The organism is Microbacterium alcoholitolerans, from assembly GCF_050408615.1.
Lineage (GTDB): Bacteria > Actinomycetota > Actinomycetes > Actinomycetales > Microbacteriaceae > Microbacterium.
Genome location: NZ_JBNTKD010000001.1, coordinates 1,653,126 through 1,673,661 on the forward strand (window position 1 = coordinate 1,653,126; position 20,536 = coordinate 1,673,661).

27 protein-coding genes are annotated in these 20,536 nt (G+C 69.0%); 13 read left to right on the plus strand and 14 right to left on the minus strand.

Features of this window, described 5'->3' with window-relative positions; all coding sequences use genetic code 11:
• The first annotated feature begins 53 nt into the window (after nt 1–53).
• Nucleotides 54–893: a DUF4097 family beta strand repeat-containing protein gene (locus ACQUSX_RS07870; RefSeq protein ID WP_428906388.1), complete on the plus strand. Its 840-nt coding sequence runs from the start codon at nt 54–56 to the stop codon at nt 891–893.
• On the plus strand, nt 890–1,528 hold the full coding sequence (locus ACQUSX_RS07875; RefSeq protein WP_428906389.1) for a PadR family transcriptional regulator: 639 nt from the start codon (nt 890–892) through the stop codon (nt 1,526–1,528). Before ACQUSX_RS07870 ends, ACQUSX_RS07875 begins: the two co-directional genes overlap by 4 nt.
• Nucleotides 1,529–1,630: 102 nt before the next feature.
• Here the strand turns inward: ACQUSX_RS07875 and ACQUSX_RS07880 are convergent, their stop codons facing one another.
• On the minus strand, nt 1,631–2,173 hold the full coding sequence (locus ACQUSX_RS07880) for a universal stress protein (protein ID WP_428906390.1): 543 nt from the start codon (nt 2,171–2,173) through the stop codon (nt 1,631–1,633).
• 151 nt (nt 2,174–2,324) lie between these two features.
• Here ACQUSX_RS07880 and ACQUSX_RS07885 point away from each other — a divergent pair, with 151 nt between their 5' ends.
• Both ACQUSX_RS07885 and ACQUSX_RS07890 read left to right on the plus strand, forming a co-directional pair.
• Nucleotides 2,325–2,513 (plus strand): DUF3073 domain-containing protein, encoded by a 189-nt coding sequence (locus ACQUSX_RS07885; protein ID WP_241926808.1) that lies wholly within the window; start codon nt 2,325–2,327, stop codon nt 2,511–2,513.
• A gap of 136 nt (nt 2,514–2,649) precedes the next feature.
• On the plus strand, nt 2,650–3,474 hold the full coding sequence (locus ACQUSX_RS07890; RefSeq protein ID WP_428906391.1) for an MOSC domain-containing protein: 825 nt from the start codon (nt 2,650–2,652) through the stop codon (nt 3,472–3,474).
• A gap of 16 nt (nt 3,475–3,490) precedes the next feature.
• Here the strand turns inward: ACQUSX_RS07890 and ACQUSX_RS07895 are convergent, their stop codons facing one another.
• Genes ACQUSX_RS07895 through purM form a run of 3 tightly spaced genes read right to left on the minus strand, consistent with a single transcriptional unit; the run spans nt 3,491 to nt 7,391 of the window.
• Nucleotides 3,491–4,804: an MFS transporter gene (locus ACQUSX_RS07895; protein ID WP_428906392.1), complete on the minus strand. Its 1,314-nt coding sequence runs from the start codon at nt 4,802–4,804 to the stop codon at nt 3,491–3,493.
• Nucleotides 4,801–6,267, minus strand: a complete 1,467-nt coding sequence (gene purF, locus ACQUSX_RS07900; RefSeq protein WP_428906393.1) for an amidophosphoribosyltransferase — start codon at nt 6,265–6,267, stop codon at nt 4,801–4,803. The genes ACQUSX_RS07895 and purF overlap by 4 nt, the downstream gene beginning before the upstream one ends.
• A gap of 5 nt (nt 6,268–6,272) precedes the next feature.
• Nucleotides 6,273–7,391 carry a phosphoribosylformylglycinamidine cyclo-ligase gene (purM, locus tag ACQUSX_RS07905; RefSeq protein WP_428906394.1) on the minus strand — a complete coding sequence of 373 codons (1,119 nt, stop codon included), beginning with the start codon at nt 7,389–7,391 and terminating at the stop codon, nt 6,273–6,275.
• A gap of 242 nt (nt 7,392–7,633) precedes the next feature.
• Between purM and ACQUSX_RS07910 the strand changes: the two genes are divergently transcribed.
• Both ACQUSX_RS07910 and ACQUSX_RS07915 read left to right on the plus strand, forming a co-directional pair.
• A complete protein-coding gene (locus ACQUSX_RS07910) occupies nt 7,634–7,936 on the plus strand; it encodes a hypothetical protein (protein WP_428906395.1) in 303 nt (100 codons plus the stop codon).
• A 72-nt stretch (nt 7,937–8,008) separates the two neighbouring features.
• Nucleotides 8,009–8,608 carry a zinc-binding alcohol dehydrogenase gene (locus tag ACQUSX_RS07915; RefSeq protein ID WP_428906396.1) on the plus strand — a complete coding sequence of 200 codons (600 nt, stop codon included), beginning with the start codon at nt 8,009–8,011 and terminating at the stop codon, nt 8,606–8,608.
• Nucleotides 8,609–8,612: 4 nt separating this feature from the next.
• Here ACQUSX_RS07915 and ACQUSX_RS07920 read toward each other — a convergent pair whose 3' ends face one another.
• The 3 genes from ACQUSX_RS07920 to ACQUSX_RS07930 are packed head-to-tail and all read right to left on the minus strand — an operon-like array spanning nt 8,613 to nt 9,883.
• A complete protein-coding gene (locus ACQUSX_RS07920) occupies nt 8,613–8,960 on the minus strand; it encodes a potassium transporter Trk (protein WP_428906397.1) in 348 nt (115 codons plus the stop codon).
• A 37-nt stretch (nt 8,961–8,997) separates the two neighbouring features.
• The gene (locus tag ACQUSX_RS07925; protein WP_428906398.1) at nt 8,998–9,480 is read right to left on the minus strand and encodes a hypothetical protein; all 483 of its coding nucleotides are present in this window, start codon (nt 9,478–9,480) and stop codon (nt 8,998–9,000) included.
• Between the two features lie 46 nt (nt 9,481–9,526).
• Nucleotides 9,527–9,883 carry a sterol carrier family protein gene (locus ACQUSX_RS07930; protein ID WP_428906399.1) on the minus strand — a complete coding sequence of 119 codons (357 nt, stop codon included), beginning with the start codon at nt 9,881–9,883 and terminating at the stop codon, nt 9,527–9,529.
• 38 nt (nt 9,884–9,921) lie between these two features.
• Between ACQUSX_RS07930 and ACQUSX_RS07935 the strand changes: the two genes are divergently transcribed.
• Entirely contained in the window at nt 9,922–10,617 is a 696-nt protein-coding gene (locus ACQUSX_RS07935) for an NUDIX hydrolase (protein ID WP_428906400.1), read from the plus strand.
• A gap of 40 nt (nt 10,618–10,657) precedes the next feature.
• Entirely contained in the window at nt 10,658–11,935 is a 1,278-nt protein-coding gene (gene purD, locus ACQUSX_RS07940; RefSeq protein ID WP_428906401.1) for a phosphoribosylamine--glycine ligase, read from the plus strand.
• A 119-nt stretch (nt 11,936–12,054) separates the two neighbouring features.
• Here the strand turns inward: purD and ACQUSX_RS07945 are convergent, their stop codons facing one another.
• The 3 genes from ACQUSX_RS07945 to ACQUSX_RS07955 form a co-directional block, all read right to left on the minus strand.
• The gene (locus ACQUSX_RS07945) at nt 12,055–12,585 is read right to left on the minus strand and encodes a GNAT family N-acetyltransferase (RefSeq protein ID WP_428906402.1); all 531 of its coding nucleotides are present in this window, start codon (nt 12,583–12,585) and stop codon (nt 12,055–12,057) included.
• Nucleotides 12,586–12,652: 67 nt separating this feature from the next.
• Nucleotides 12,653–13,114 (minus strand): hypothetical protein, encoded by a 462-nt coding sequence (locus ACQUSX_RS07950; protein ID WP_428906403.1) that lies wholly within the window; start codon nt 13,112–13,114, stop codon nt 12,653–12,655.
• A complete protein-coding gene (locus ACQUSX_RS07955; RefSeq protein ID WP_428906404.1) occupies nt 13,101–13,295 on the minus strand; it encodes a helix-turn-helix transcriptional regulator in 195 nt (64 codons plus the stop codon). The genes ACQUSX_RS07950 and ACQUSX_RS07955 overlap by 14 nt, the downstream gene beginning before the upstream one ends.
• Before the next feature lie 75 nt (nt 13,296–13,370).
• On the opposite strand from ACQUSX_RS07955, the gene ACQUSX_RS07960 reads away from it, so the two are divergent.
• Nucleotides 13,371–13,892, plus strand: a complete 522-nt coding sequence (locus ACQUSX_RS07960; RefSeq protein ID WP_428906405.1) for a hypothetical protein — start codon at nt 13,371–13,373, stop codon at nt 13,890–13,892.
• Between the two features lie 76 nt (nt 13,893–13,968).
• Here ACQUSX_RS07960 and ACQUSX_RS07965 read toward each other — a convergent pair whose 3' ends face one another.
• Nucleotides 13,969–14,652 (minus strand): response regulator, encoded by a 684-nt coding sequence (locus ACQUSX_RS07965; RefSeq protein WP_428906406.1) that lies wholly within the window; start codon nt 14,650–14,652, stop codon nt 13,969–13,971.
• 54 nt (nt 14,653–14,706) lie between these two features.
• Nucleotides 14,707–15,960, minus strand: a complete 1,254-nt coding sequence (locus tag ACQUSX_RS07970; RefSeq protein ID WP_428906407.1) for a sensor histidine kinase — start codon at nt 15,958–15,960, stop codon at nt 14,707–14,709.
• Between the two features lie 159 nt (nt 15,961–16,119).
• On the opposite strand from ACQUSX_RS07970, the gene ACQUSX_RS07975 reads away from it, so the two are divergent.
• From ACQUSX_RS07975 to ACQUSX_RS07985, 3 genes are all read left to right on the plus strand, one after another.
• On the plus strand, nt 16,120–17,025 hold the full coding sequence (locus tag ACQUSX_RS07975; protein ID WP_428906408.1) for an Ltp family lipoprotein: 906 nt from the start codon (nt 16,120–16,122) through the stop codon (nt 17,023–17,025).
• Between the two features lie 46 nt (nt 17,026–17,071).
• Entirely contained in the window at nt 17,072–17,443 is a 372-nt protein-coding gene (locus ACQUSX_RS07980; RefSeq protein ID WP_428906409.1) for a PH domain-containing protein, read from the plus strand.
• Between the two features lie 93 nt (nt 17,444–17,536).
• Nucleotides 17,537–18,400, plus strand: coding sequence for a phosphoribosylaminoimidazolesuccinocarboxamide synthase (locus tag ACQUSX_RS07985; protein WP_428906410.1), 864 nt, complete (start codon nt 17,537–17,539; stop codon nt 18,398–18,400).
• Between the two features lie 6 nt (nt 18,401–18,406).
• Here ACQUSX_RS07985 and ACQUSX_RS07990 read toward each other — a convergent pair whose 3' ends face one another.
• A complete protein-coding gene (locus ACQUSX_RS07990; protein WP_428906411.1) occupies nt 18,407–18,805 on the minus strand; it encodes a type II toxin-antitoxin system VapC family toxin in 399 nt (132 codons plus the stop codon).
• Complete coding sequence (locus tag ACQUSX_RS07995; protein ID WP_428906412.1) at nt 18,802–19,065, minus strand: type II toxin-antitoxin system VapB family antitoxin; 264 nt, start codon at nt 19,063–19,065, stop codon at nt 18,802–18,804. Before ACQUSX_RS07995 ends, ACQUSX_RS07990 begins: the two co-directional genes overlap by 4 nt.
• A 106-nt stretch (nt 19,066–19,171) precedes the next feature.
• Between ACQUSX_RS07995 and ACQUSX_RS08000 the strand changes: the two genes are divergently transcribed.
• A complete protein-coding gene (locus ACQUSX_RS08000; RefSeq protein WP_428906413.1) occupies nt 19,172–20,515 on the plus strand; it encodes a uracil-xanthine permease family protein in 1,344 nt (447 codons plus the stop codon).
• Nucleotides 20,516–20,536: the final 21 nt, after the last annotated feature.

Genomic DNA, 20,536 nt, shown 5'->3' on the forward strand with positions numbered 1-20,536 from the left:
TAGTCTCCTAACGCGATATATCTCGATATCGCCGCCAACAAGGAGAGAACGACATGACCGAGAAGTGGCTCATCGCCCCCGGCGAGGAACGCGTCATCGACATCGCCTCGGCATCCCGGCTCAAGGTCGGGCTCGTGGGCGGACAGGTCGACGTCGTGGCACACGACGAACCGGGCATCCGGATCGAAGTGCACGGCGTCACCACGAAGGATCTGCGCATCGAATCCGACGGCACGCAGGTCGAGATCGACCATCCCCAGATCGGCTGGGACAACTTCCTCGAGGTCTTCCGCAACTTCGGCGCCGGCGGGCCCAAGGCCGAGATCAGCATCGCGGTCCCCCGCGGCATCGCCCTCACCCTCGGCGTCGTGAGCGCCGGAGCCCTCATCTCGGGCATCCGCAACGACGCCAAGCTCAACACCGTCTCCGGCGACATCATCGCCGACGGCATCACCGGCGATCTCACGGTCAACTCCGTCTCGGGCGATGTGCAGGTGCGCGGACTGACCGGCTCGATCAACGCGAACAGCGTCTCGGGCGACGTGGCAGTGACCGGCACCATGCGCAAGGCGACGGTCGACACCGTCTCCGGCTCGCTCCTCGTCGACGCGATCGGCGACATGAACACGGTCAACCTCAACACCGTCTCGGGCGCGACGACCATCCGCCTCGATGAGACGCTCCCCGCCAACTACGTGCTGCGCAGCATGAGCGGCAAGCTCATCGTCGACGGCATCCAGCGCTCCAGCGGCGGTCCGAGCAACTACAACGGCCAGACGGGCGAACTCGCCGGCAGCTTCGTCGACGTGCGCGCCAACTCGGTCTCCGGCGGCATCACGGTGCTTCGCCGCCCTCAGGTGTCGGTCGCCGACGACGCGGAGTGGGAATCATGAGCCCCTCGGTGTTCTCGCACGGCGACCTGCGACTGTACCTGCTCGCCCTGCTGGCCGAAGAGCCGCAGCACGGGTACGGCATCATCCAGGCGCTGACCGACCGCACCGGTGGCACATACACGCCGAGTGCCGGCACGATCTATCCGCGGCTGGCGAAGCTCGAGGAAGAGGGCCTGGTGACCAAGACCGTCGACGGCCGGACCACGATCTACGCCATCACCGATGCCGGCCGCGCAGAGCTCACCGCACGCGAGGGCGAAATCGAGAGCATCGAGGAGGGCCTTGCCGACTCGGTGCGCCTCATCGCCAATGAGGTGCGCCAGAGCGTGAAGGATGCGATGCGCAGCCTCCGGGCGGATCTGGCCACCGCGGCGCACGAGGAGAAGCGCAACGCGAAGGATCGCGCTCGGTCCGAGGCGATGAGCGATGAGCGCATGAGCAGCCGTGAGCACCTGCAGCGGGCGGATGCCGCCATCAACGCGTTCCGCGCCCAGGTGCGCACCGACCTGCGCACCCACGTCGCACGCGGCGGCGCGCTGTCAGCATCCGTCGTCAGCGACCTCGAGAAGGCCATGGACGAGGCGGCCCGCGCCGTCACCCGCGCACTGAGCGCAGCCGGGCAAGACCGCCCCTGACCCCATCCGCCGAGACCCCTACGTGTCGTCGACGCCCCCATATATGGGCGCCTGCACGTGGGGGTCTCGGCGAGAAACGGGGGTCTCGGCGGGAGATCCGGCCTACTCGGTCCAGACATCCTCCTGCTCGTCGGGCACCGGCTCCTCCTGCGGCACGACGAGCACGGAGCGATGCTGGCGATGCGCGAGGCGTGCGGCGACCGATCCGGTGAAGAACTCGCGGATCGATTCGCCCAGCCCGCGCTTGCGGGTGCCGACGACGATCAGCTGCGCGTCGAGCTTGTCGGCGAGCTGCTTGATCGCCAGCGCCGGGTCGCCGACGAGCTGACGCGCGGTCCAGACGACACCGGAGTTCTCGAGCTGCTGCTCGGCCGAGCGCTGCACGTCCTCGAACTCGGCGATGCCGGCATCGAGGTTCAGGTCGATCGGTGCGGAGTGCACGTAGCCATCCGGATCCTCATAGGTGACGAACCGCGTGACGTCGACGTGCACGACGACGAGGGGCGAGCCGAGGAGCTTCGCGAAGCGCAGCGCCTCCTCGAGGACGTGCTCGGGCTGACCCGGTTGCAGCCCGACGATGACCGCCTTCTGCAGCGCGGCGTTCTGGGCCGGCTCGTCGGATGCTGTGGGCGTGGAATCAGTCATGTCGATCCTTCCGCGGGCGGCCGCAGGACGGCCGGATGCTCTGGCGTGCGTGCTATCCTGAATGCTACTCTTACCGGCCTCAAGCCGGTGCCGTGAATATCATCGGGCGTCGTACAGCCCGCTGCTGAACTCGTAAAAGGGGGTCTCGCGCATGGGCCGTGGCCGTCAGAAGGCGAAGCACACCAAAATCGCCCGCGAACTCAAGTCGTACAGTCCTGAGGTGAACTATTCGGCACTCGAGCGTGAACTCGGGCATCCGGACACCGACGGCAACGAGTACGTCGACAAGTGGGCAGATGAGTATGCCGATGAAGATGAGGACGAGCTCGAGCGAGCCTGATCCTCCTTCGCGACAACGACACCCTGGCGACAGGCATCCGCCTCGTCGACCAGGGTTTCGTCGTCCCTCGACGCGGTCTCGGCGTTGACGTGAGCGCCTGTCAGACAGCGGCGCGAGCGCCTGACAGAATGATCGGATGCCCCGTGTCGCCGCCCTGTACCGCCATCCGATCAAGGGGTTCACGCCCGAGCAGTGCGCTGAGCTGACGGTCCAGCCCGACGGCCGCATCGCCGGCGATCGCGTGCTCGCCTTCCGCTTCGCGAATGCCGCCGAACCCGAGCACCGCGACGGCCTGGACTACTGGCCGAAGTCGAAGGGCCTCGCGCTGGAGTCGTTCCCCACGCTGGCCGCGCTGCGCGTGTCGTACGACCTCGAGGGGCAGCGCGTGCGCATCGCGCACGACGATTCCCTGCTGGTCGACGCGAAGCTGGACGATGAGGGCCGCGCCGAGCTCGCCGAGATCATGACGGCGTTCGTTCTGGACTCCCCCGAGTGGAAGCTGCTGCAGCGGCCCGGCCGCCTGCCGCTCGTGCTGGCCGGCGACGGCGTGCGCTCGCGCTTTCAGGATCGTTCGCGCGGGTTCGTCAGCGTGCACAGCGAGGCGAGCGTCGAGGCGCTCAGCGGCGCGCTGGCGCAGCCGGTGGACGATCGCCGGTTCCGCTCGAACGTCGTGATCGACGGGGTGGACGCCTGGGACGAGCTGTCCTGGCAGGGCGAGGTGCGCATCGGCGGCGTGCGCTTCACCGCGGAAGGCCCGATCGTGCGCTGCCTGGCCACCCACGCGAACCCCGACACGGGCATCCGGGATGCGAAGGTGCTGACCACCCTCACCCGCTCGCTCGGGCAGGAGCAGCCCACCCTCGGCCGCCTTCTGCTGCTCTCAGGCGTCAGCGGCGCGGTCGACGACGCCTCGGGCGTCGGCGGCGTCATCCGCGTCGGCGACGAGGTGACGTTCGGCTGAGCCGCCGGATCGGGCGCTACCAGGCGCCGTGGCGGCGCTCCCACTCGTCTTCGATCGTGCGGCGGCGGCCGGCGATCATCCCGGCCGGGAACGTCACGATCAGCACGCCGGCGACGACGAGCAGCGGCACGGTCCAGCCGTCGCTGACCTCGTGCAGCACGCCGACGAGCAGCGGGAAGACCGCCGCGAACGTGTATCCGACGCTCTGCACGAAGCTCGAGAGCAGCACCGCGTTCTCCGAGGTGCGGGATCGGATGCTGATGAGCACGAGCGACAGCGGGAACAGCACGCCCACGATGCCGAACAGCGACATCCACAGGGGCAGCAGGGCGGGAACCGGGGCGAGCAGCAGCCCGAGGATCCCGACGAGCCCGCCGACCGAGCCGACGACGAACACCGGCCGAGTGGCCTGGAACCGCACGACGAGCACCGGGACCAGCAGCGATGCGGGCAGGCCGAGGAAGGCGAACAGCGACAGCATGAGCCCCGCGGTCGCGGCGCTCACGCCGGCCAGGTCGACGACGATCGCCGGAATCCAGGCGAACGAGACGTACGCCATCGTCGATGAGGTGCCGAAGGTGAACGCCAGCGCCCACACCAGCGGAATGCGCGCGAGGCGGCCGAACAGGCGGCGCGTGGTGGGTGAGGTCGCGATGGGACCGGTGACGGCGTAGGCGTCGACATCTGATGCCGCCGGCCTGGTCGTCGCGGGCCCTTCGATCCGCTCAGGGACCCGATCGTTCTGGGTCGGGCTCGAGGCGCCCGACCGCATCAGGATCAGGATCCACGGGATCGCACCGGCGAGCGCGAACGCGCCCCACATCGCCAGCGAGAAGCGCCAGCTCGTGGCATCCGCCACCGGCACCGCGACCAGCGGCGGCACGAACGTCGAGAACGCCATCGCCGTGGTGTACAGGGTCATCATCAGCCCGAGGCGATCGGGGAAGTACTTCTTCACCAGTGGCGGCAGCAGGATGTTGCCCATTCCCACGCCGGCGAAGATCAGGGTGGTGGCCAGCAGCAGCCCGATCGACTCGCCCACCAGACCGCGCCACGCAAGCCCGACGGCGATCGATCCGAGCGCGAGCACGGTGACCCGCTCGATGCCCATGCGTCGCTCCAGCAGCGGAGTGAGCAGACCGAACAGCGCGAAGCAGGCCGGCGGCAGGGTGCCGATCACGCCGAGCAGGGCCGACGAGACGGTGAAGTCGTCGCCGATCAGCTCGATGACCGGCGAGAGGGATGCCACAGCCGAGCGCAGCGAGAACGCGCACAGCACGATGCCCAGCACGGCGAGCGCGCGTCCCCGCCAGAGCGGGCGGGCGGTCATGAGGTCTGCGACTTCTCGACCCAGTCGAGGTACTCGTCGGTGACGGTGCCGGTGATGTACCGGCCGTCGAAGCAGCTCATGTCAAGATCGGTCAGATCGGTGCCCTCGATGATCGCGGCCCTGAGGTCGTCGACCTCCTGGTACACGATCCGGTCGCAGCCGAGCTCTTCCGCGATCTCGGGGATGCTCCGGCCGTGCGCGATCAGCTCGTGCTTGGACGGCATGTTGATGCCGTACACGTGCGGGTAGCGCACCGGCGGCGCGGCCGAGGCGAAGATGACCGATTTGGCACCGGCATCCCTCGCCATCTGGATGATCTGCTTGCTGGTCGTTCCGCGCACGATCGAGTCGTCGATGAGCAGCACGTTCTTGCCGCGGAACTCCGTCGACATGGCGTTCAGCTTCTGCCGCACGCTCTTCTTGCGCACCGCCTGGCCGGGCATGATGAACGTCCGGCCGACGTAGCGATTCTTGTAGAAGCCCTCGCGGTACTCCTTGCCGAGCTTGCGGGCGACCTCCATGGCCGAGGGGCGCGAGGAGTCCGGGATCGGCATCACCACGTCGATCTCGTCGAGCGGCACGTGCTTGGCGATGGTGTCTGCGAGCCTCTCGCCCATCCGCAGGCGCGACTCGTAGACCGAGACGCCATTCATCACCGAGTCGGGACGCGCGAGGTAGACGTACTCGAAGGCGCACGGCGTGAGCTGCGTGTTCTCGGCGCACTGCCGGGTGAACAGCTCACCGTCGTTCGTGATGAACACGGCCTCGCCGGGCTCGACCTCGCGCACGACCTCGTAGTCGGCGTTCTCGAGCACCAGCGACTCGCTCGTGACCACCCACTCGTCCTGTCCGCCCGGCTGGGCGGCCCGGCGGCGTCCGAGGATGAGCGGCCGGATGCCGAACGGATCGCGGAATGCGAGCAGCCCGTATCCGGCGATGATCGCGATCACCGCGTACGCGCCCTCGATGCGGGCGTGGGTGCGCTCGACGGCGTCGAAGATGCGATCGGGATCCAGATCGACCGTCGATGTCGAGGCCTGCAGCTCGCCGGCGAGCACGTTCAGCAGCAGCTCGGTGTCGCTCGACGAGTTCAGATGACGACGGTCGCGGTGCGCCATGTCGGCGGTGAGCTCACGCGTGTTCGTGAGGTTGCCGTTGTGGATGAGCACGATGCCGTACGGCGCGTTCACGTAGAACGGCTGCATCTCCTCCTCGTTCGAGGCGGTGCCCTTCGTCGCGTAGCGCACGTGCCCGAGCCCGACGTTGCCGAGCAGCGAGCGCATGTCGCGGGTGCGGAACGCCTCGCGCACCATGCCCTCGGCCTTCGCCATGTGCATGACCCCGCTCGGCTCGACTGTGGCGATGCCGGTGGCATCCTGGCCGCGGTGCTGCAGCAGCAGCAGGGCGTCGTAGATGTCCTGGTTGACGAGGCCGCCTGCGACCATTCCGACGATGCCGCACATGGGTGTTACTTTGCTCCGTCTGCGTAGGATCCGACCAGGCGCACGGCCCCGCCGTCGACGCCCTTGGCGCCCTCTTCGAAATGTCCGTCCGGGCGCGCCCCGGTGTGCACGGTCGCGACCTGCCATGCCGGGATGCCCTGCGCCTCGATCTGCGCGATCGCAGCATCCTTGTGCTCGGCGGCGACAACGGCGAGGAAGCCGATGCCGAGATTCCAGGTGCCCTCGGTGTCGACGAGCGGTGTTCCTGCGATGTCCGCGAGCACGCGGAAGACCTGACTGGGCGACCAGGTGGAGCGGTCGACCTCGGCCCAGCTGCCCTGCGGCAGCACGCGTGCGAGGTTGGCGGCGATGCCGCCGCCGGTGACATGGCTGAGCGAGTGCACGCCGCCGGCGGGGAGGGCCTCGATGAGCTTCAGCAGCGGCGTCGTGTACAGCCGGGTCGGCTCGAGCAGCGCCTCGCCCCAGGTCGTGCCGAAGTCGGCGGCGTTGTCGCCGTAGCCGATGCCCGCGTTCGCGACGATGTGACGCACGAGCGAGTAGCCGTTGGAGTGCAGTCCGCTGGATGCCAGCGCGATCACGGCGTCGCCGTCCTGCACGCGGTCGGCGCCGAGCAGGGCATCCGCCTCGACGACGCCGGTCGCGGCGCCCGCGACGTCGTAGTCGCGCGGGCCCAGCAGACCCGGGTGCTCGGCGGTCTCTCCGCCGACCAGCGCAGTGCCGGTCGCCGAGCAGGCTTCGGCGATGCCGCGCACGATGTCGGCGATGCGCTCGGGGACGACCTTGCCGCACGCGATGTAGTCGGTCATGAACAGCGGCTTCGCTCCGACGACCACGATGTCGTCTACGACCATGCCGACCAGATCCTGTCCGATCGTGTCGTGCTTGTCGATGGCCTGCGCGATCGCGACCTTCGTGCCGACGCCGTCAGTGCTGCTGGCCAGCAGCGGACGACGGTAGCCGAGCAGCGCGCTGGCATCGAACATGCCGGCGAAACCGCCGACGCCGCCGAGGACCTCGGGGCCATGCGTCGCGCGGACGGATGTCTTCATGAGTTCGACGGCGAGGTCACCCGCCGCGGTGTCGACACCGGCCTGGGCATAGGGGTTGGTGGAGGATTCTGCCACGCCTACAGCCTACCGGCCCGCGAGTGCGGGTCAGGTCGCGGAGTCGTCGATCGGATGCCGGCTGCGCGCGCACTGGCATCCGATCTCTGCTAAAGTGAAGGGTTGCGCGATGTTCCGCCGAATCTCACACGGCGCAGCGCACATCCCGGTCAGGGCACGAACAGTCACATCCGCACCGATGCGGGTCGAGACAGTCCGACCGAATGAGGGCGGCAGCGTGCCGCCAGAAAACAGCAAGAGACATGAGCAGTACCGAAACCTTCGCGCGCTCTGACGCGCCCATCGAAAGCGATTCGACCACCATCCCCGCAGAGCTCGCCTGGCAGCAGGCCGACGACGACGTGTTCGTCGCCACCAGCCAGGGCGAGTTCGCCGGCTTCGTGACCGTCGACCGCAGCATCCACATCGTTCACGACCGCCACAGCCGCCGCATCGGCAGCTACCCCACCCTCGCCGACGCACGCCAGGCGCTCGTGGATGCCACCCGTCCGCCGTCGCGCCGCCGTGAGCGGCTGCGCCGCCGCATCCTCTCGCGTCGCCGCTGACCCGGCCCCCTCCAGCGGAATCCATCCCGCACTTCCTGTCCGATCGCGGCGGAGTCTCCCTAGGATGGGGCCATGGTCGACAAGCCGCAGTGGCTGATCCGCGAGGACGCCGGCACATCGGTGCTGGTGGCTCTCGCGGTGCGCCAGCTGATCGGCATCCGCGCTCCCGACGATCTGCCGAGCCTGCGCGGACTCGAGGTGCGCCCGCCCGACGCGACCGACGTCGACGACGCCCTCGAAGACCAGTGGCGCGAGTACTGGGACATGACGGTCGAACCGCGAGCGCACCGCTCCGATGTGCCGCTCGAGCTCATCGACGGGTTCGACACCCTCGTGGCGCTGCCGACCACCGGCGCGGAAGAGCTGCGCGATGCGATGATCCCGCATGCGCCAGCCGCCCTGCGCTTCGCGCAGAGTGCCCACAACCGGTACGTGGATTCGGTCAGTTCATCCGGCGGTGCCTATCGGGCCTACGCCAGCGCGATCGCCGAGTTCGAGCGCGAGGTAGGCAGGCGGGCGCACTCGTTCGAGCTAAACGTGCAGGTGCTGCCGTTCAGTCAGCGCGGCATCTGGTGGATCGGTGCGCTGAGCGTCGCGGTCACAGACGGGCTGCGGCGGGACGTCGTCGCATTCGACGCGGCCATGCGGCCGGTGATCGGCGAACTCGCCTGATCAGTCAGGCGTCGCTGTCCGGCCGGTCGTCGCCTTCGGCATCCGATTCGACGATGCGCTCATGCTCGACGCGCACGATCCGAGCGCGCTTGCGCGCGAGCCGCTCGAGGATCAGCGCGACGCCGCCGCCGAGGGCGATGCCGATCGGCACGGTCCACAGCAGCGCGAAGCCGAACACCTGACCGGGCGGATAGACGACGCTCAGCGTCGGAGACGGCTCGTAACTGCCGAACGCGGTGAGGATGCCTGCGGCGATGATTCCCAGCACGACGCCGAGCCCGATGAACACCCCGTAGCGCGGGACGGGGCGGATCGTCGCTTCGACGGTCTGGGGCTCGGAGCTGCGGGACATGCATCCATTCTCCCACGGCGCGCTTATGTCGTGGCGGTCAGCGGACCACTGCCGCCCACGCTCCCACTCCCGAGCTGTTGGCGCCGATGACGCTCACCCTGTCGACGAGCTCTGCACCCACTCCGGTCTCAACCGAGATCGCGCCGTCGGCGCAGCGCACATCAGTGGCACCCGTTCCGACGTGGCTCGACCCCGCCTGTGTGAAGAGGCTGAAATCCATCGTCTCGGCGCCGAAGCAGGTGAACTGCACGTCGGCGACCCGCACCGGCTCGTGGAAGTCGACGCGGATCTGATCGCCGAGACCGTCCACCGTCTCGTCGGCGAGGTCGCTCGTCGTATCGGCGAGTCCGGTCATGCTCGCGAGCTCGTCGCCGGCGGGGTCCTCCTGGGCGGTCATCCACTCCTGCACCTCGTCCGGACTCGCGGTCGCGCCGGTCGCCGCGGAGCAGGCGGTCAGGGCGAACACTCCGATCAAGGCCGCGGCGGTCAAGGCCGCTGCGCCGGCTGTCATCCGCTTCATGCACCTGACACTAGTGGTTCACGTCGCGGCGGCGCGGCTCGCGCGGTCAGGGACGCAGCGGCAGAAGCGCGGAGATGTCTGCGCGGATGCCGGACGCCACGATGCGGCCTTCGGCGATGGCATCCGACCACTGCTCAGCCCCGGTGGCGAGGGCGACCCAGGTGGGGGCGTCCATCTCGACGACGTTGGGCGGGGTGCCGCGGGTGTGCCGGGGCCCCTGCACGACCTGCACCGCGCCGAACGGAGGCACGCGCACCTCGACGCTGTTGCCCGGCGCCTTCTCGTCGAGCAGCTGCAGCAGATAGCGCACGGCGGTCGCCATGGTCGAACGCGGGGCCGGGCCGGCCGTGACCGCGGCGAGCGCGGCGCGGCCGTCGGCGATGTCGATCCTGCGGGCGGGCATGGCTCCAGGCTACGCGCCGGGCATAGGGTCGATGAGAGATGACTGCTTCAGCCGAGACGATCCGCAGCGCCAGGGACGACCTGATCGCTGCGGTGCGTCGCGCCGACAGCTGGGTGCCGTCCCTCCCCTTCGACGCCGTAGACCCGCTGCCCGCATCCGTGCTCGTCCTGTTCGGGCGCCTCGACAGCATCCCGGCTCGCACCGACAGCGCCACCGTCGCCGCCGACCTCGACGTGCTGCTGCAGCGGCGCGCCGCCACACTGTCATCGCACCCGGGTCAGGTCTCGTTCCCCGGCGGAAGGCAGGATGTCGGCGACGCCGACGTCATCGCGACGGCGGTGCGCGAGGCGGAGGAGGAGACCGGACTCGATCCCGACGGCGTCGAGGTGCTCGGCGCCCTGCCCGAGATCCCACTGGCCGTGAGCAACTACCTGGTCACCCCGGTGCTCGGCTGGTGGCGCCGCCCATCACGCGTCGCGGCCGTCGATCATGCGGAGACGGTGGACGTGTTCCGCGTCCCGGTCGCACAGCTGCTCGACCCCGCCAACAGGTACACCTCCACTCTGTCGCGCGGCGGTGAGACCTACCGCGGCCCGGCGTTCGACATCGACGGCACCGTCGTGTGGGGCTTCACTGCGCTGGTCCTCGATGCGCTCTTCGAAGCGACCGACTGGGCCCTGCCCTGGGACCGCAGCATCGAGCGGCCCGTCTCGCCCGTCGACGTCGGGAACTGACCCGGTAACCGGCGGACGCCGCCCCGGTAGGCTTGCGGGCATGAAGATCCTGGTCCTCGGTTCCGGCGCGCGCGAGCACGCGATCATCCTCTCGCTGCGGTCGGAAGAGGCCGAGCACGAGATCTTCGCGGCCCCAGGCAACGCCGGCATCGCGCAGGATGCGACCCTCGTCGACGTCGACATGCTCGACGGCGCCGCCGTCGCGTCGTTCGCCAACGAGCGCGGTGTGGACCTGGTCGTCATCGGTCCCGAGGCGCCCCTGGTCGCCGGTGTCGCGGACGCCCTGCGCGAGCGCGGCATCCCGGTGTTCGGCCCTGGCAAGGCAGCCGCGCAGCTGGAGGGCTCAAAGGCGTTCGCGAAGCGGATCATGGATGCCGCCGGCGTGCCGACCGGGCGCGCGGTGCGTGCAGCATCCGTCGCCGACGTCGAGGCCGCGTTCGACGAGTTCGGGGCACCGCACGTCGTCAAGGCCGACGGACTCGCCGCCGGCAAGGGCGTGATCGTGACCGCAGACCGCACCGAGGCGCTCGCGCACGCCGAGACGTACCTGCCCGCCGGGCCCGTGCTGGTCGAGGAGTTCCTCACCGGCCCCGAGGTCTCGCTGTTCTTCCTGAGCGACGGCGACACGGTCCGTCCGCTCAGCCCTGCGCAGGACTTCAAGCGCGCATTCGACGGAGACGGCGGGCCGAACACCGGCGGCATGGGCGCGTACTCGCCGCTGCCGTGGCTGGCCGACGACTTCGGCAGCGTCGAGGAGTTCGTCGCCGAGGTGACCGAGACGGTCGCTCTGCCCGTGATCCGCCAGCTCGACGCCGAGGGCACGCCGTTCATCGGCCTGCTCTACGCCGGACTCATCCTCACTCCTGCCGGCGTGCGCGTGATCGAGTTCAACGCGCGCTTCGGCGACCCCGAGACCCAGGTCGTGCTGCCCCGGCTGTGCACCCCGCTGTCGCGGCTGCTGCTGTCGGCCGCATCCGGACATCTCGAGGACGAGCCACTGCCGGAGTTCTCGGACGACGTCGCCATCACGGTCGTGCTCGCCAGCGAGGGCTACCCCGAGGCTCCGCAGACGGGCCGCATGGTCGAGGGGCTGGCTGAGGCGGCATCCGTCGACGGCGTCTCGATCGTGCACGCCGCGACCGGCGCCCCGGATGCGCCGGGCGGGTCGCTCGTCGCGACCGGGGGGCGCGTGCTGAACGTGGTCGCCACCGGCGCCGACTTCTCGGATGCCCGTGCCCGCGCGTACGAGGCAATCGGCCGAATCTCGCTCGACGGCGCCCACTACCGGCATGACATCGCCGCCCGGGTCGCCGAGTAAGGGCATCCGACCACCACTCGAGAACAGGCCCGTTCGCCAGCACAGGCCCGTTTCTCGAAACCTGGCCTGCTCTCGCGAATCAGCCTGTTCTCGGTGACGGATGCTGAACGGAGCGAGCCCTACAGGCTGATCCAGTACTGGCGGAGGCGGGGATGACCCGCCTCCGCTGCGTCGATGGTGGCGACGAGTTCGCCGCCGGCGCCCTCGATCGTGCGGTACGAGCCGGTGTTGTCGTCGTCGCAGGTGAGCATGACGCGCTCGTAGCCCTGGTCGCGAGCGCGGTCCAGCACGAGGTTGAGCGCGGCGCCCGCGACGCCTTCACGGCGGCGCGAGGGGCGAACGGAGTATCCGATGTGGCCGCCGTAGCTGCGCAGCCAGTCGTTCAGCTCGCGCCGGAACGCGATGAAGCCGACGACCTCGTCCCCGTCGGCGATCCAGAAGTAGTCGCACGGCACGTGGCCCTCGGGCAGTTCCGCGCCGAGGCGACCGTACAGCTCGGCCTTCGCGATGAATGCCTCGCAGGCCGCCCGGTCGGGCAGCATTCCGCGCTCGAGACCGGCTCCGTCGATGTGCACGTCACCGAACTCGGTCACGGTCCCAGCCCAGGAATCGAAGAGGTCGGCGGACGGGGTCGCGAGTGTGATCGGCATCCGACAAGTCAATCACGACGATGGGATGCCCCCGAGCCCGGCATTCTCTCGCCGAGCCGTCCGGCGCTCAGCCCCGCCGGACGAAGTACCAGTTCGCGATGAACCAGCACACCGTGAGGGCCAGGAAGGTCACCAGGCTGATCGTGCGCGAGAGCCCGTCGGTGTCGACGATGACGTGGATGGCCAGCTGTGCGGCACCGAGGATCAGCGCGACGACGCCGACGACAGCGAGGCCCTTGGTCGCGGCGACGCGGTCGCGCTCATCGGCGTACTCCAGGGCGTTGACCCGCTCCAGATCGCCGGCGCGGCCTCGCCGTGCGAATACCGCTCCGGCGCCGGCGAACAGCGTCGCCAGCAGCACCACCCCACCCGCGTAGAGCTGCCCCGTCGCGAAGCACGCGATCGCCACGATGATGCACACGCTGCAGAGCACGGTGTTCGCAGCCGACATCGGCCAGCGCAGACCGCGGCGCGCGGGCGCGTCATCCACGTCATCCATCGGCTCGTCGGGCGAATCAGCCGTCGACATCGAAGATCTCCTCCACGGTGGACTCGAAGTGGCGCGCGAGGTGCACCGCCAACGTCAGCGAGGGGTCGTAGCGGCCGGTCTCGATCGCGTTGATCGTCTGGCGTGAGACGCCGACCGCGGTCGCGAGGGCCTGCTGCGAGAGGCCGCGCTCGGTTCTGAGCTCCTTGACCCTGCTGCGCACGTCTCAACCGTAGGGCAACACGCCCGACATGTAAAGCGTGCTTGACATATGCTCTCGATGTAAAGCATGCTTGTCATGTCAAACACGCTTTACATATTACCGGAGGAAATCATGCAGGAAGCACTCGTCGACTTCACCCAGTCCCTTCCCATCTGGCTGCAGTGGGCAGGTGTCATGATCGCCGCGGCGATCCCGTTCATCGAGTCCTACTTCGGAACGCTGATCGGTGTCGTCGCCGGCGTCCCCCTGCCGATCGCCCTCGCCGCCGCCATCATCGGCAACGTGGCATCCATGCTCGCATTCGTCTTCGCTGCTTCCGGCGCGCGGCAGAAGGTGCTCGCCCGACGCGCCGGCGGCGAGGAGCTGCCCGAGCCGTCGCCGCGCCGTCAGAAGGTCAAGCGCATGTTCGACCGATTCGGCGTCCCCGGCGTCAGCCTGCTGGGTCAGACTCTGCTGCCGAGCCAGATCACCTCCGGCATGATGGTCTCGTTCGGCGCCAGCCGCAACGCCGTCATCTTCTGGCAGATCATCTCGATCATCGTCTGGGCGATCGTCTTCGGCGCGCTCGGCATGGGCGGCGTCGCCCTCTTCCGCTGAGCGATCTGCTCTGCTGAGCGCCGTTCTCCGCCGAGTGCCCCGTTCCGCTTCTCGCGGTCAGGGGCGCTCTGCGCGTTCAGACCTCAGCCGGGCCGAGGCCGGCGCGCTCGAGGAGCACACCAACCTGCACCCGCTTGCGCACGCCGAGCTTCTGGAAGACCTGCTCGAGATGCGTCTTCACCGTTCCGGCGGCGATGTGCAGCTCGGCGCCGATCTCATCGTTCGTCGCGCCGGATGCCACACCTCGTGCGACGCTGCGCTCACGCTCGGTCAGCAGCGCGACGCGTTCGGCCGCTTCGCGCCTGCCGGCGCCGCCCTGATCGCTGACCACTCGGTGGACCAGCTGCGCGATGCTCGCACTCGAGACGATCGTGTCGCCCTGGGCCGTCCGCCGCACCGCATCGATGATGCGCGCCGGCGATTCGTCCTTGAGCAGGTAGCCGCTCGCGCCGGCGTCGAGCATCCGGAGCAGCTGATCCTCGGCGTCGAAGCTCGTCATCGCCAGCACGCGGGCGGAGCTCTGCCTGACGATGACAGCGGTCGCCTCCGGGCCGGCGATGCCGGGCATCCGCACATCCATCAGCACGACGTCGGGGCGATGCGCGCGCACGAGCTCGATCGCGGCGGCCCCGTCGGCGGCTTCGCCGACGACCTCGATCGCGGGGTCAGCGGCGAGGACGAAGCGGAAGCCGCTGCGGATCAGCGACTCGTCGTCGACGAGCACCACGCGCACGATCGGAGTCGCATCGGGATCGGTCACGATCCGAGCCTACTGAGGGTCGGGGACACCGCCTGCCTCAGCCGCGCTGCGCCGTCAGCCGTGCTCCACCCAGGGCAGCGTCACGTCCACGATGAACGACCCGTCGTGCGGGCCGATCCATGCCGTGCCCTCGAGTGCACTCGCGCGCTCGCGGATGCCGAGCGCCCCGTGCCCGCCGCCCGGCGCCGAGGCCGCACCCGGCCGCAGCGGGTTCACCACGCGGATCCGCACGCCGCTCGCCGGATCCGCCTGCAGGAAGAGGTCCACCGGGGCTCCGGATGCATGCTTCAAGGCGTTCGTCATCGCCTCCTGCACGATGCGGTAGACCGCGCCGTCGAGCATGGCCGAGGCGCGCTCGGGAGATTCGAGGACGACATGCGCGGTGATCGGGACTCGGGCCGCGCGCAGGTCTGTCAGGAGCGCACCGATCGCCCGCATCGTGGCGGGCGCCGACGGGGGCTGCCCGGGGCCGGTGCGCAGATCCCCGATGAGCCCGCGCATGTCCTGCAGCGCGGCGCGGGCCTGCTCCCGCACGGTGTGCACCATCTGCGCGGTGTCGCTGTCGGCGGAGGCCACTTCCAGCGCTCCGGCGTGCAGCGACACGACCGACAGCCGATGCGCGAGGGCGTCGTGCATGTCGCGGGCGATCCGCTCACGCTCCGCCTGGCGCACCATCTGCTCGGTGAGCTCATCCGCCCTGCGGTGCTCGGCTGCGGCGCGCTCGTCGCTGCGCTCGGCCCGTGCCCTGCTGCGGGAGACGATCACGACACCGGCGGCCGCCGCTAGCGAGAGCGCCGCCCAGATGAAGGACGCCGCGATCCAGATCGGCTCGTACTGCGCGTCGGGGTGCGGCGCGAAGAGCCACGGCAGAGCAGCGCCCCAGCTCGTGGTCGCCTCCCGCAGCGCGAACAGTCCCACGGCCACGCCGACGATCGCGCCGAGCACCCTGATGTGCTCCGGCCGCCGTCGTGCGCAGCCGACGGCGCCGATGAGCAGCAGCACGTACGAGAAGCCGATCGCCGCGAGTACGCCGCCGGCGATGAGCGCGAGCAGCGGCCGTCGCAGGCGCCAGAAGACCGTCACCCAGGCGGCGATCGCGACAAGGAACAGCGCCGTGCCGAGATCCGTGAGCTGGGCGCTGCCCGCACGCGTTGACGGCAGGATGACCGCGCCGGGGATGTTGACCAGCGCGATGGTCTCGAACAGCGTGCCCGCGATGAAGAGCGCGATCGAGATCGTCGTACCGCGAAGACGTCGCCGCGGCGCAGCGGCGGGCACGTGCGCCGGGAGGGTGTTCGAGGATGCCACGACCCGAGCCTAGGGCGCAGGTCGGACTTTGCACGTCGGCCGTCCGACTGCACCCGTCTCCGCCGAACGGCGGAGGCAGGTGGGGCCGCTCAGCCGATCCGGAGAACCGCCGCCTCTCGCGACGATGGACGGACATCGCCACCGACCCGAGGACATCGCATGAGCTTCGACAACAGCACCCCCACTCCGCCCCCGCTGCCGACGGGAGCCCCCACTCCGCCCGCAGCGGCCGTCACGCCCCCGCCACCGGCCGGCGGGCCCGTTCCGCCGCCGGTCGGCATGCTCGCACCGGGATCCGCGCAGCCCGGGGATGGCGACAGGTCGTTCGTGCTGACCTGGGTGTTCGCGATGCTGCTCGGCTTCTTCGGCGTTGACCGCTTCTATCTCGGCAAGGTCGGCACGGGCATCCTGAAGCTGGTGACGCTCGGAGGAGCCGGCATCTGGGTTGTCGTCGACATCGTCATGGTGCTCGCCGGCGCCACGCGGGACGCAGGGGGCAGGCGCCTCGCCGGGTACCAGAAGCATCGCAAGATCGCCTGGATCATCACCGGAGCGCTTGTGCTCATCAGCCTCATCAGCGGGGCGGTCGGTGGAGGCGGCGCCGCAGACGATGCCGCTTCCGGCAAGCCGGCGACCATCGTGTCGTCCGAGGCGCCGGTCGCGGAGGCCGAAGAGCCGGAGGCTGAAGAGCCCGCCGCGAAAGCCGAGAAGCCCGCCGAGGAGCCCGCGGAAGAGCCGGCGCCGGCCGAACCGGCGGTTCCCGCCGAGTACACGTCGGCACTGAACAAGGCGGGAACCTACGCGGATCTCATGCACATGAGCAAGGCGGGCATCTACGACCAGCTCACGAGCCAGTACGGCGAGAAGTTCAGTGCCGAGGCCGCGCAATACGCTGTCGACAACGTCGAAGCCGACTGGAACGCGAACGCACTCGCCAAGGCGAAGGACTACCGCGACCTCATGGACATGTCGCCCGCCGCGATCCGGGATCAGCTCGTCAGCGAGTACGGCGAGAAGTTCACTGCCGCCGAGGCCGACTACGCCATGGCACACCTCGACGGCTGACCACCCGCCCCGCAGACCACCTGCGCCTCGAAGAGAGAAGAAACGAATGGAAACCGGAGCCATCCTCAGCTGGACCCTCCAGCAGGAGATCCCTGTCCCCGCCGACGTGCAGTCCATGCTCACGCAGGGCGAGCAGGCGGTGACTTCGTTCAAGACGTTCCGCGACTCGGCGACGTTCACCACCAAGCGCCTCATCGTGCGCGACGCGCAGGGCATGACTGGCAAGAAGGTCGAGATCTACTCGCTGCCGTACAGCTCGATCCTGATGTGGTCATCCGAGAACGCCGGGACCCTTGACTGGAACTCCGAACTCGAGCTGTGGACGAAGGCCGGCCACATCAAGGTGAAGCTCGCCAAGGGCGCGGACGTGCGGCGCATCGACAGCCTCATCGCGTGGGCGGTGCTGAACGCCCACTGACGGACCAGCGGCGGACGTCGCGCTCTGGGGAGGCGCGGCGTCCGCCGCTTCATCTGCGCCGGCACGGGTTGACGCAGGTGGGATGATGTCCTGGTGAGCGAAGCACAGATCATTCCCGGCTGGCGGCACATCTACTCGGGCAAGGTGCGAGACCTGTACGCGTCGGAGGACCCTGGCGACACGCGCATCCTCGTCGTGGCGTCCGACCGCGTCAGCGCCTTCGACTTCGTGCTCTCCCCCGGCATCCCGAGTAAGGGCGAGCTGCTCACCACACTGAGCATGTGGTGGTTCGGCGAGCTGAGCGATGTGCCGAACCACATCGCCGAAGGCGAGATCCCGGATGCCGTCGCCGGGCGCTCCATGCTCGCCATGGCACTGCAGATGCTCCCTATCGAGTGCGTCGTGCGCGGCTACCTCACCGGATCCGGCTGGGCCGAATACGTCGACAGCGGCACGGTGTGCGGCATCCCGCTGCCCGCCGGACTGAAGAACGGCGACCGTCTGCCCGAGCCGCTGTTCACCCCCGCCTACAAGGCGCCGATGGGCGAGCACGACGAGAACATCACCTTCGAGAAGGTGATCGAGCTGGTCGGCGCCGAGCGCGCGTCCGAACTGCGCGACACCTCGCTGCAGATCTACCGCCGCGCCGCCGAGATCGCCGAGGCGAAGGGGCTGATCCTCGCCGACACGAAGTTCGAGTTCGGCGTGGACGCAGATGGCGTCCTGCGCCTGGCGGACGAAGCGCTGACCAGCGATTCCTCCCGCTACTGGGACGCCGAGGCGTGGCGCACCGGCACGACGCCGGACGAGCGGATGGCGAGCTTCGACAAGCAGATCGTCCGCGATTGGCTGGCCGCCAATTGGGACAAGCAGGGCGAGCCGCCGACGCTGCCTGCCGACGTCGTCGAGCGCACCGCCGATCGCTACCGCGAGCTGATCGAGCGGCTGCGCGGCTGATCCCTCTCAGACCTCGGAGGTCGCGACGCGCACGTCGGTGTGGATGAAGTCGTCGCCCGTGAACAGCAGCGGCTCGTCGTGGGCGATGGCGAGTGCGTAGCTGAAGCAGTCACCGTAGTTCAGCTTCGCGGGATGCCCGGAACCGCGGCCGTAGCGACGATGCGCATCGATCGCCCCTCGCGCGATTCGTTCATCGACGGGAACGATTTTCGCATTCGTGGAGTGCAGCAGCTCTTCGAATCGGTCTGCAAGCCCTCTCGCCGGCTTCGACTGCAGCACGATGCTGCACTCCGTCAGGGTCGCGGCCGAGATCTTCACGGTCTCGGCCGCCAGCGCACTTCGGAGCAACGCCGCGTCCGGTTCATCCAACAGCACCGCCACGAACGCCGACGAGTCGACGATCATCGCGGCAGCCCGTTCTCGTCATACATGTCGTCGATGATCTTCTCGTAGTCCGCCCACGTGAAGCTCGTGTCACGCGCGCGAGCGACGATCCGGTCGATAGCACCGCGGCGCCGTGCGATCTCCGCCTCACGCGCACCGCTGACCTCCTCGAGCCGCCGGCGCACCGCATCCTCGACTGCGCTCGTCTGGCTCTGTCCGGTCAGTTCCGCGAGCTGACGGACGAGATCGTGCACCTTCTCGTTCTTGATGTTCAAGCTCATTCTCAAGATTCTACCCTTCCTGCGATCTTTCTACCCTGGGCATCCGACGCCGAACCGATAGTGTTTCGTCAACCCCGACCCTGACCCCGATACCCGAGGAGCCGAAATGCCGCTGTGGAAGATCCATGGCAACGGTCGCACCGTCGCGCCCGAAGCCGTCGTCCGCCCCGAGGAACGCCTGAACTGGCCAGCAACGATCGCGATCGGCGTGCAGCACGTCATCGCCATGTTCGGCGCCACGTTCCTCGTCCCGATCCTCACCGGATTCCCGGTGCCCACCACGCTGCTGTTCAGCGGTGTCGGCACGATCCTGTTCCTGCTCGTCACGCGCAACAAGCTGCCCAGCTACCTCGGCTCGTCGTTCGCTTTCATCGCCCCGGTGACGGCCGCGACCGCGACCGCCGGCATGGGCTCGGCACTCGCCGGCATCGTCGCCGTCGGTGTGCTGCTGGCCATCATCGGCCTCGTCGTGCACATCGCCGGCGTCAAGTGGGTCGACCGCTTCCTGCCTCCTGTGCTCGCGGGCACGATCGTCGCACTGATCGGATTCAACCTCGCCGGTGCCGCGCGCGGCAACTACGAGCAGGCGCCGATCACAGCGACCTTCACGCTGGCGATCACGATCCTGTTCGCCGTGGTGTTCCGCGGGTTCCTCGGCCGCATCTCGATCTTCCTCGGCGTCATCGCGGGCTACATCTTCGCGGCGTTCCGCGGCGAGCTCGACTTCACCGCCGTCGATCAGGCCGCCTGGGTGGGCCTGCCGACCTTCCACTTCCCCGACTTCGTCGATCCGAACACCTGGTCGGCGATGGCGATGTTCCTGCCGGTCGTGCTCGTGCTGATCGCCGAGAACGTCGGCCACGTGCGCGGGGTGGCGACGATGGTGGAGGATCCGGCGATCAACAAGCAGACCGGCAAGGCGCTGCTCGCGGACGGCATCTCGACATCGCTGGCCGGCTTCTTCGGCGGTTCCGGCACGACGACCTACGGCGAGAACATCGGCGTGATGGCATCCACTCGCGTCTACTCCACCGCCGCGTACTGGGTCGCCGGCATCACGGCGATCCTGCTGAGCATGTCGCCCAAGTTCGGCGCCGTGATCAACTCGGTGCCGGTCGGCGTGCTCGGTGGCGTCACGACCGCGCTGTACGGTCTGATCGGCGTCATCGGCATCAAGATCTGGGTCGACAACAGGGTCGACTTCTCGCGTCCGGTCAACCAGTACACCGCCGCAGTCGGCTTGATCGTCGCGGTCGGCGGATTCCAGATCATCGACCCCGACTCGGGTTTCCAGCTCGGCGGAATCGTGCTCGCCACGGTCGGTGCGATCCTGATCTACCACCTCGGCAATCTCATCGCCCGTCTGCGCAAGACCGGAGCCGACGACCCGGCGCCGCTCGAGGCCGTCGGTCCGCTCGGCGGCGACCCGGCCGACCGCGAGCAGATCTGACCGCGAGCAGGTCTGACCGCG

Bases quoted from the DNA above. Each gene is read 5' to 3' on its own strand.
- purF (WP_428906393.1), bottom strand. From the start codon at position 6,267: ATGTGCGGCATCGTCGGAATGGTCGCAGGCGGCCTCGTCAACCAGGAC.
- ACQUSX_RS07990 (WP_428906411.1), bottom strand. From the start codon at position 18,805: ATGATCGTCGACTCGTCGGCGTTCGTGGCGGTGCTGTTGGATGAACCG.
- ACQUSX_RS07870 (WP_428906388.1), top strand. From the start codon at position 54: ATGACCGAGAAGTGGCTCATCGCCCCCGGCGAGGAACGCGTCATCGAC.
- ACQUSX_RS07950 (WP_428906403.1), bottom strand. From the start codon at position 13,114: ATGTCGACGGCTGATTCGCCCGACGAGCCGATGGATGACGTGGATGAC.
- ACQUSX_RS07975 (WP_428906408.1), top strand. From the start codon at position 16,120: ATGAGCTTCGACAACAGCACCCCCACTCCGCCCCCGCTGCCGACGGGA.
- ACQUSX_RS07960 (WP_428906405.1), top strand. From the start codon at position 13,371: ATGTCAAACACGCTTTACATATTACCGGAGGAAATCATGCAGGAAGCA.
- ACQUSX_RS07915 (WP_428906396.1), top strand. From the start codon at position 8,009: ATGGTCGACAAGCCGCAGTGGCTGATCCGCGAGGACGCCGGCACATCG.
- ACQUSX_RS07995 (WP_428906412.1), bottom strand. From the start codon at position 19,065: ATGAGCTTGAACATCAAGAACGAGAAGGTGCACGATCTCGTCCGTCAG.
- ACQUSX_RS07880 (WP_428906390.1), bottom strand. From the start codon at position 2,173: ATGACTGATTCCACGCCCACAGCATCCGACGAGCCGGCCCAGAACGCC.
- ACQUSX_RS07945 (WP_428906402.1), bottom strand. From the start codon at position 12,585: ATGCCGATCACACTCGCGACCCCGTCCGCCGACCTCTTCGATTCCTGG.
- ACQUSX_RS07980 (WP_428906409.1), top strand. From the start codon at position 17,072: ATGGAAACCGGAGCCATCCTCAGCTGGACCCTCCAGCAGGAGATCCCT.
- ACQUSX_RS07925 (WP_428906398.1), bottom strand. From the start codon at position 9,480: ATGAAGCGGATGACAGCCGGCGCAGCGGCCTTGACCGCCGCGGCCTTG.
- ACQUSX_RS08000 (WP_428906413.1), top strand. From the start codon at position 19,172: ATGCCGCTGTGGAAGATCCATGGCAACGGTCGCACCGTCGCGCCCGAA.
- ACQUSX_RS07935 (WP_428906400.1), top strand. From the start codon at position 9,922: ATGACTGCTTCAGCCGAGACGATCCGCAGCGCCAGGGACGACCTGATC.
- ACQUSX_RS07890 (WP_428906391.1), top strand. From the start codon at position 2,650: ATGCCCCGTGTCGCCGCCCTGTACCGCCATCCGATCAAGGGGTTCACG.
- ACQUSX_RS07930 (WP_428906399.1), bottom strand. From the start codon at position 9,883: ATGCCCGCCCGCAGGATCGACATCGCCGACGGCCGCGCCGCGCTCGCC.
- purD (WP_428906401.1), top strand. From the start codon at position 10,658: ATGAAGATCCTGGTCCTCGGTTCCGGCGCGCGCGAGCACGCGATCATC.
- ACQUSX_RS07875 (WP_428906389.1), top strand. From the start codon at position 890: ATGAGCCCCTCGGTGTTCTCGCACGGCGACCTGCGACTGTACCTGCTC.
- ACQUSX_RS07895 (WP_428906392.1), bottom strand. From the start codon at position 4,804: ATGACCGCCCGCCCGCTCTGGCGGGGACGCGCGCTCGCCGTGCTGGGC.
- ACQUSX_RS07920 (WP_428906397.1), bottom strand. From the start codon at position 8,960: ATGTCCCGCAGCTCCGAGCCCCAGACCGTCGAAGCGACGATCCGCCCC.
- ACQUSX_RS07885 (WP_241926808.1), top strand. From the start codon at position 2,325: ATGGGCCGTGGCCGTCAGAAGGCGAAGCACACCAAAATCGCCCGCGAA.
- ACQUSX_RS07910 (WP_428906395.1), top strand. From the start codon at position 7,634: ATGAGCAGTACCGAAACCTTCGCGCGCTCTGACGCGCCCATCGAAAGC.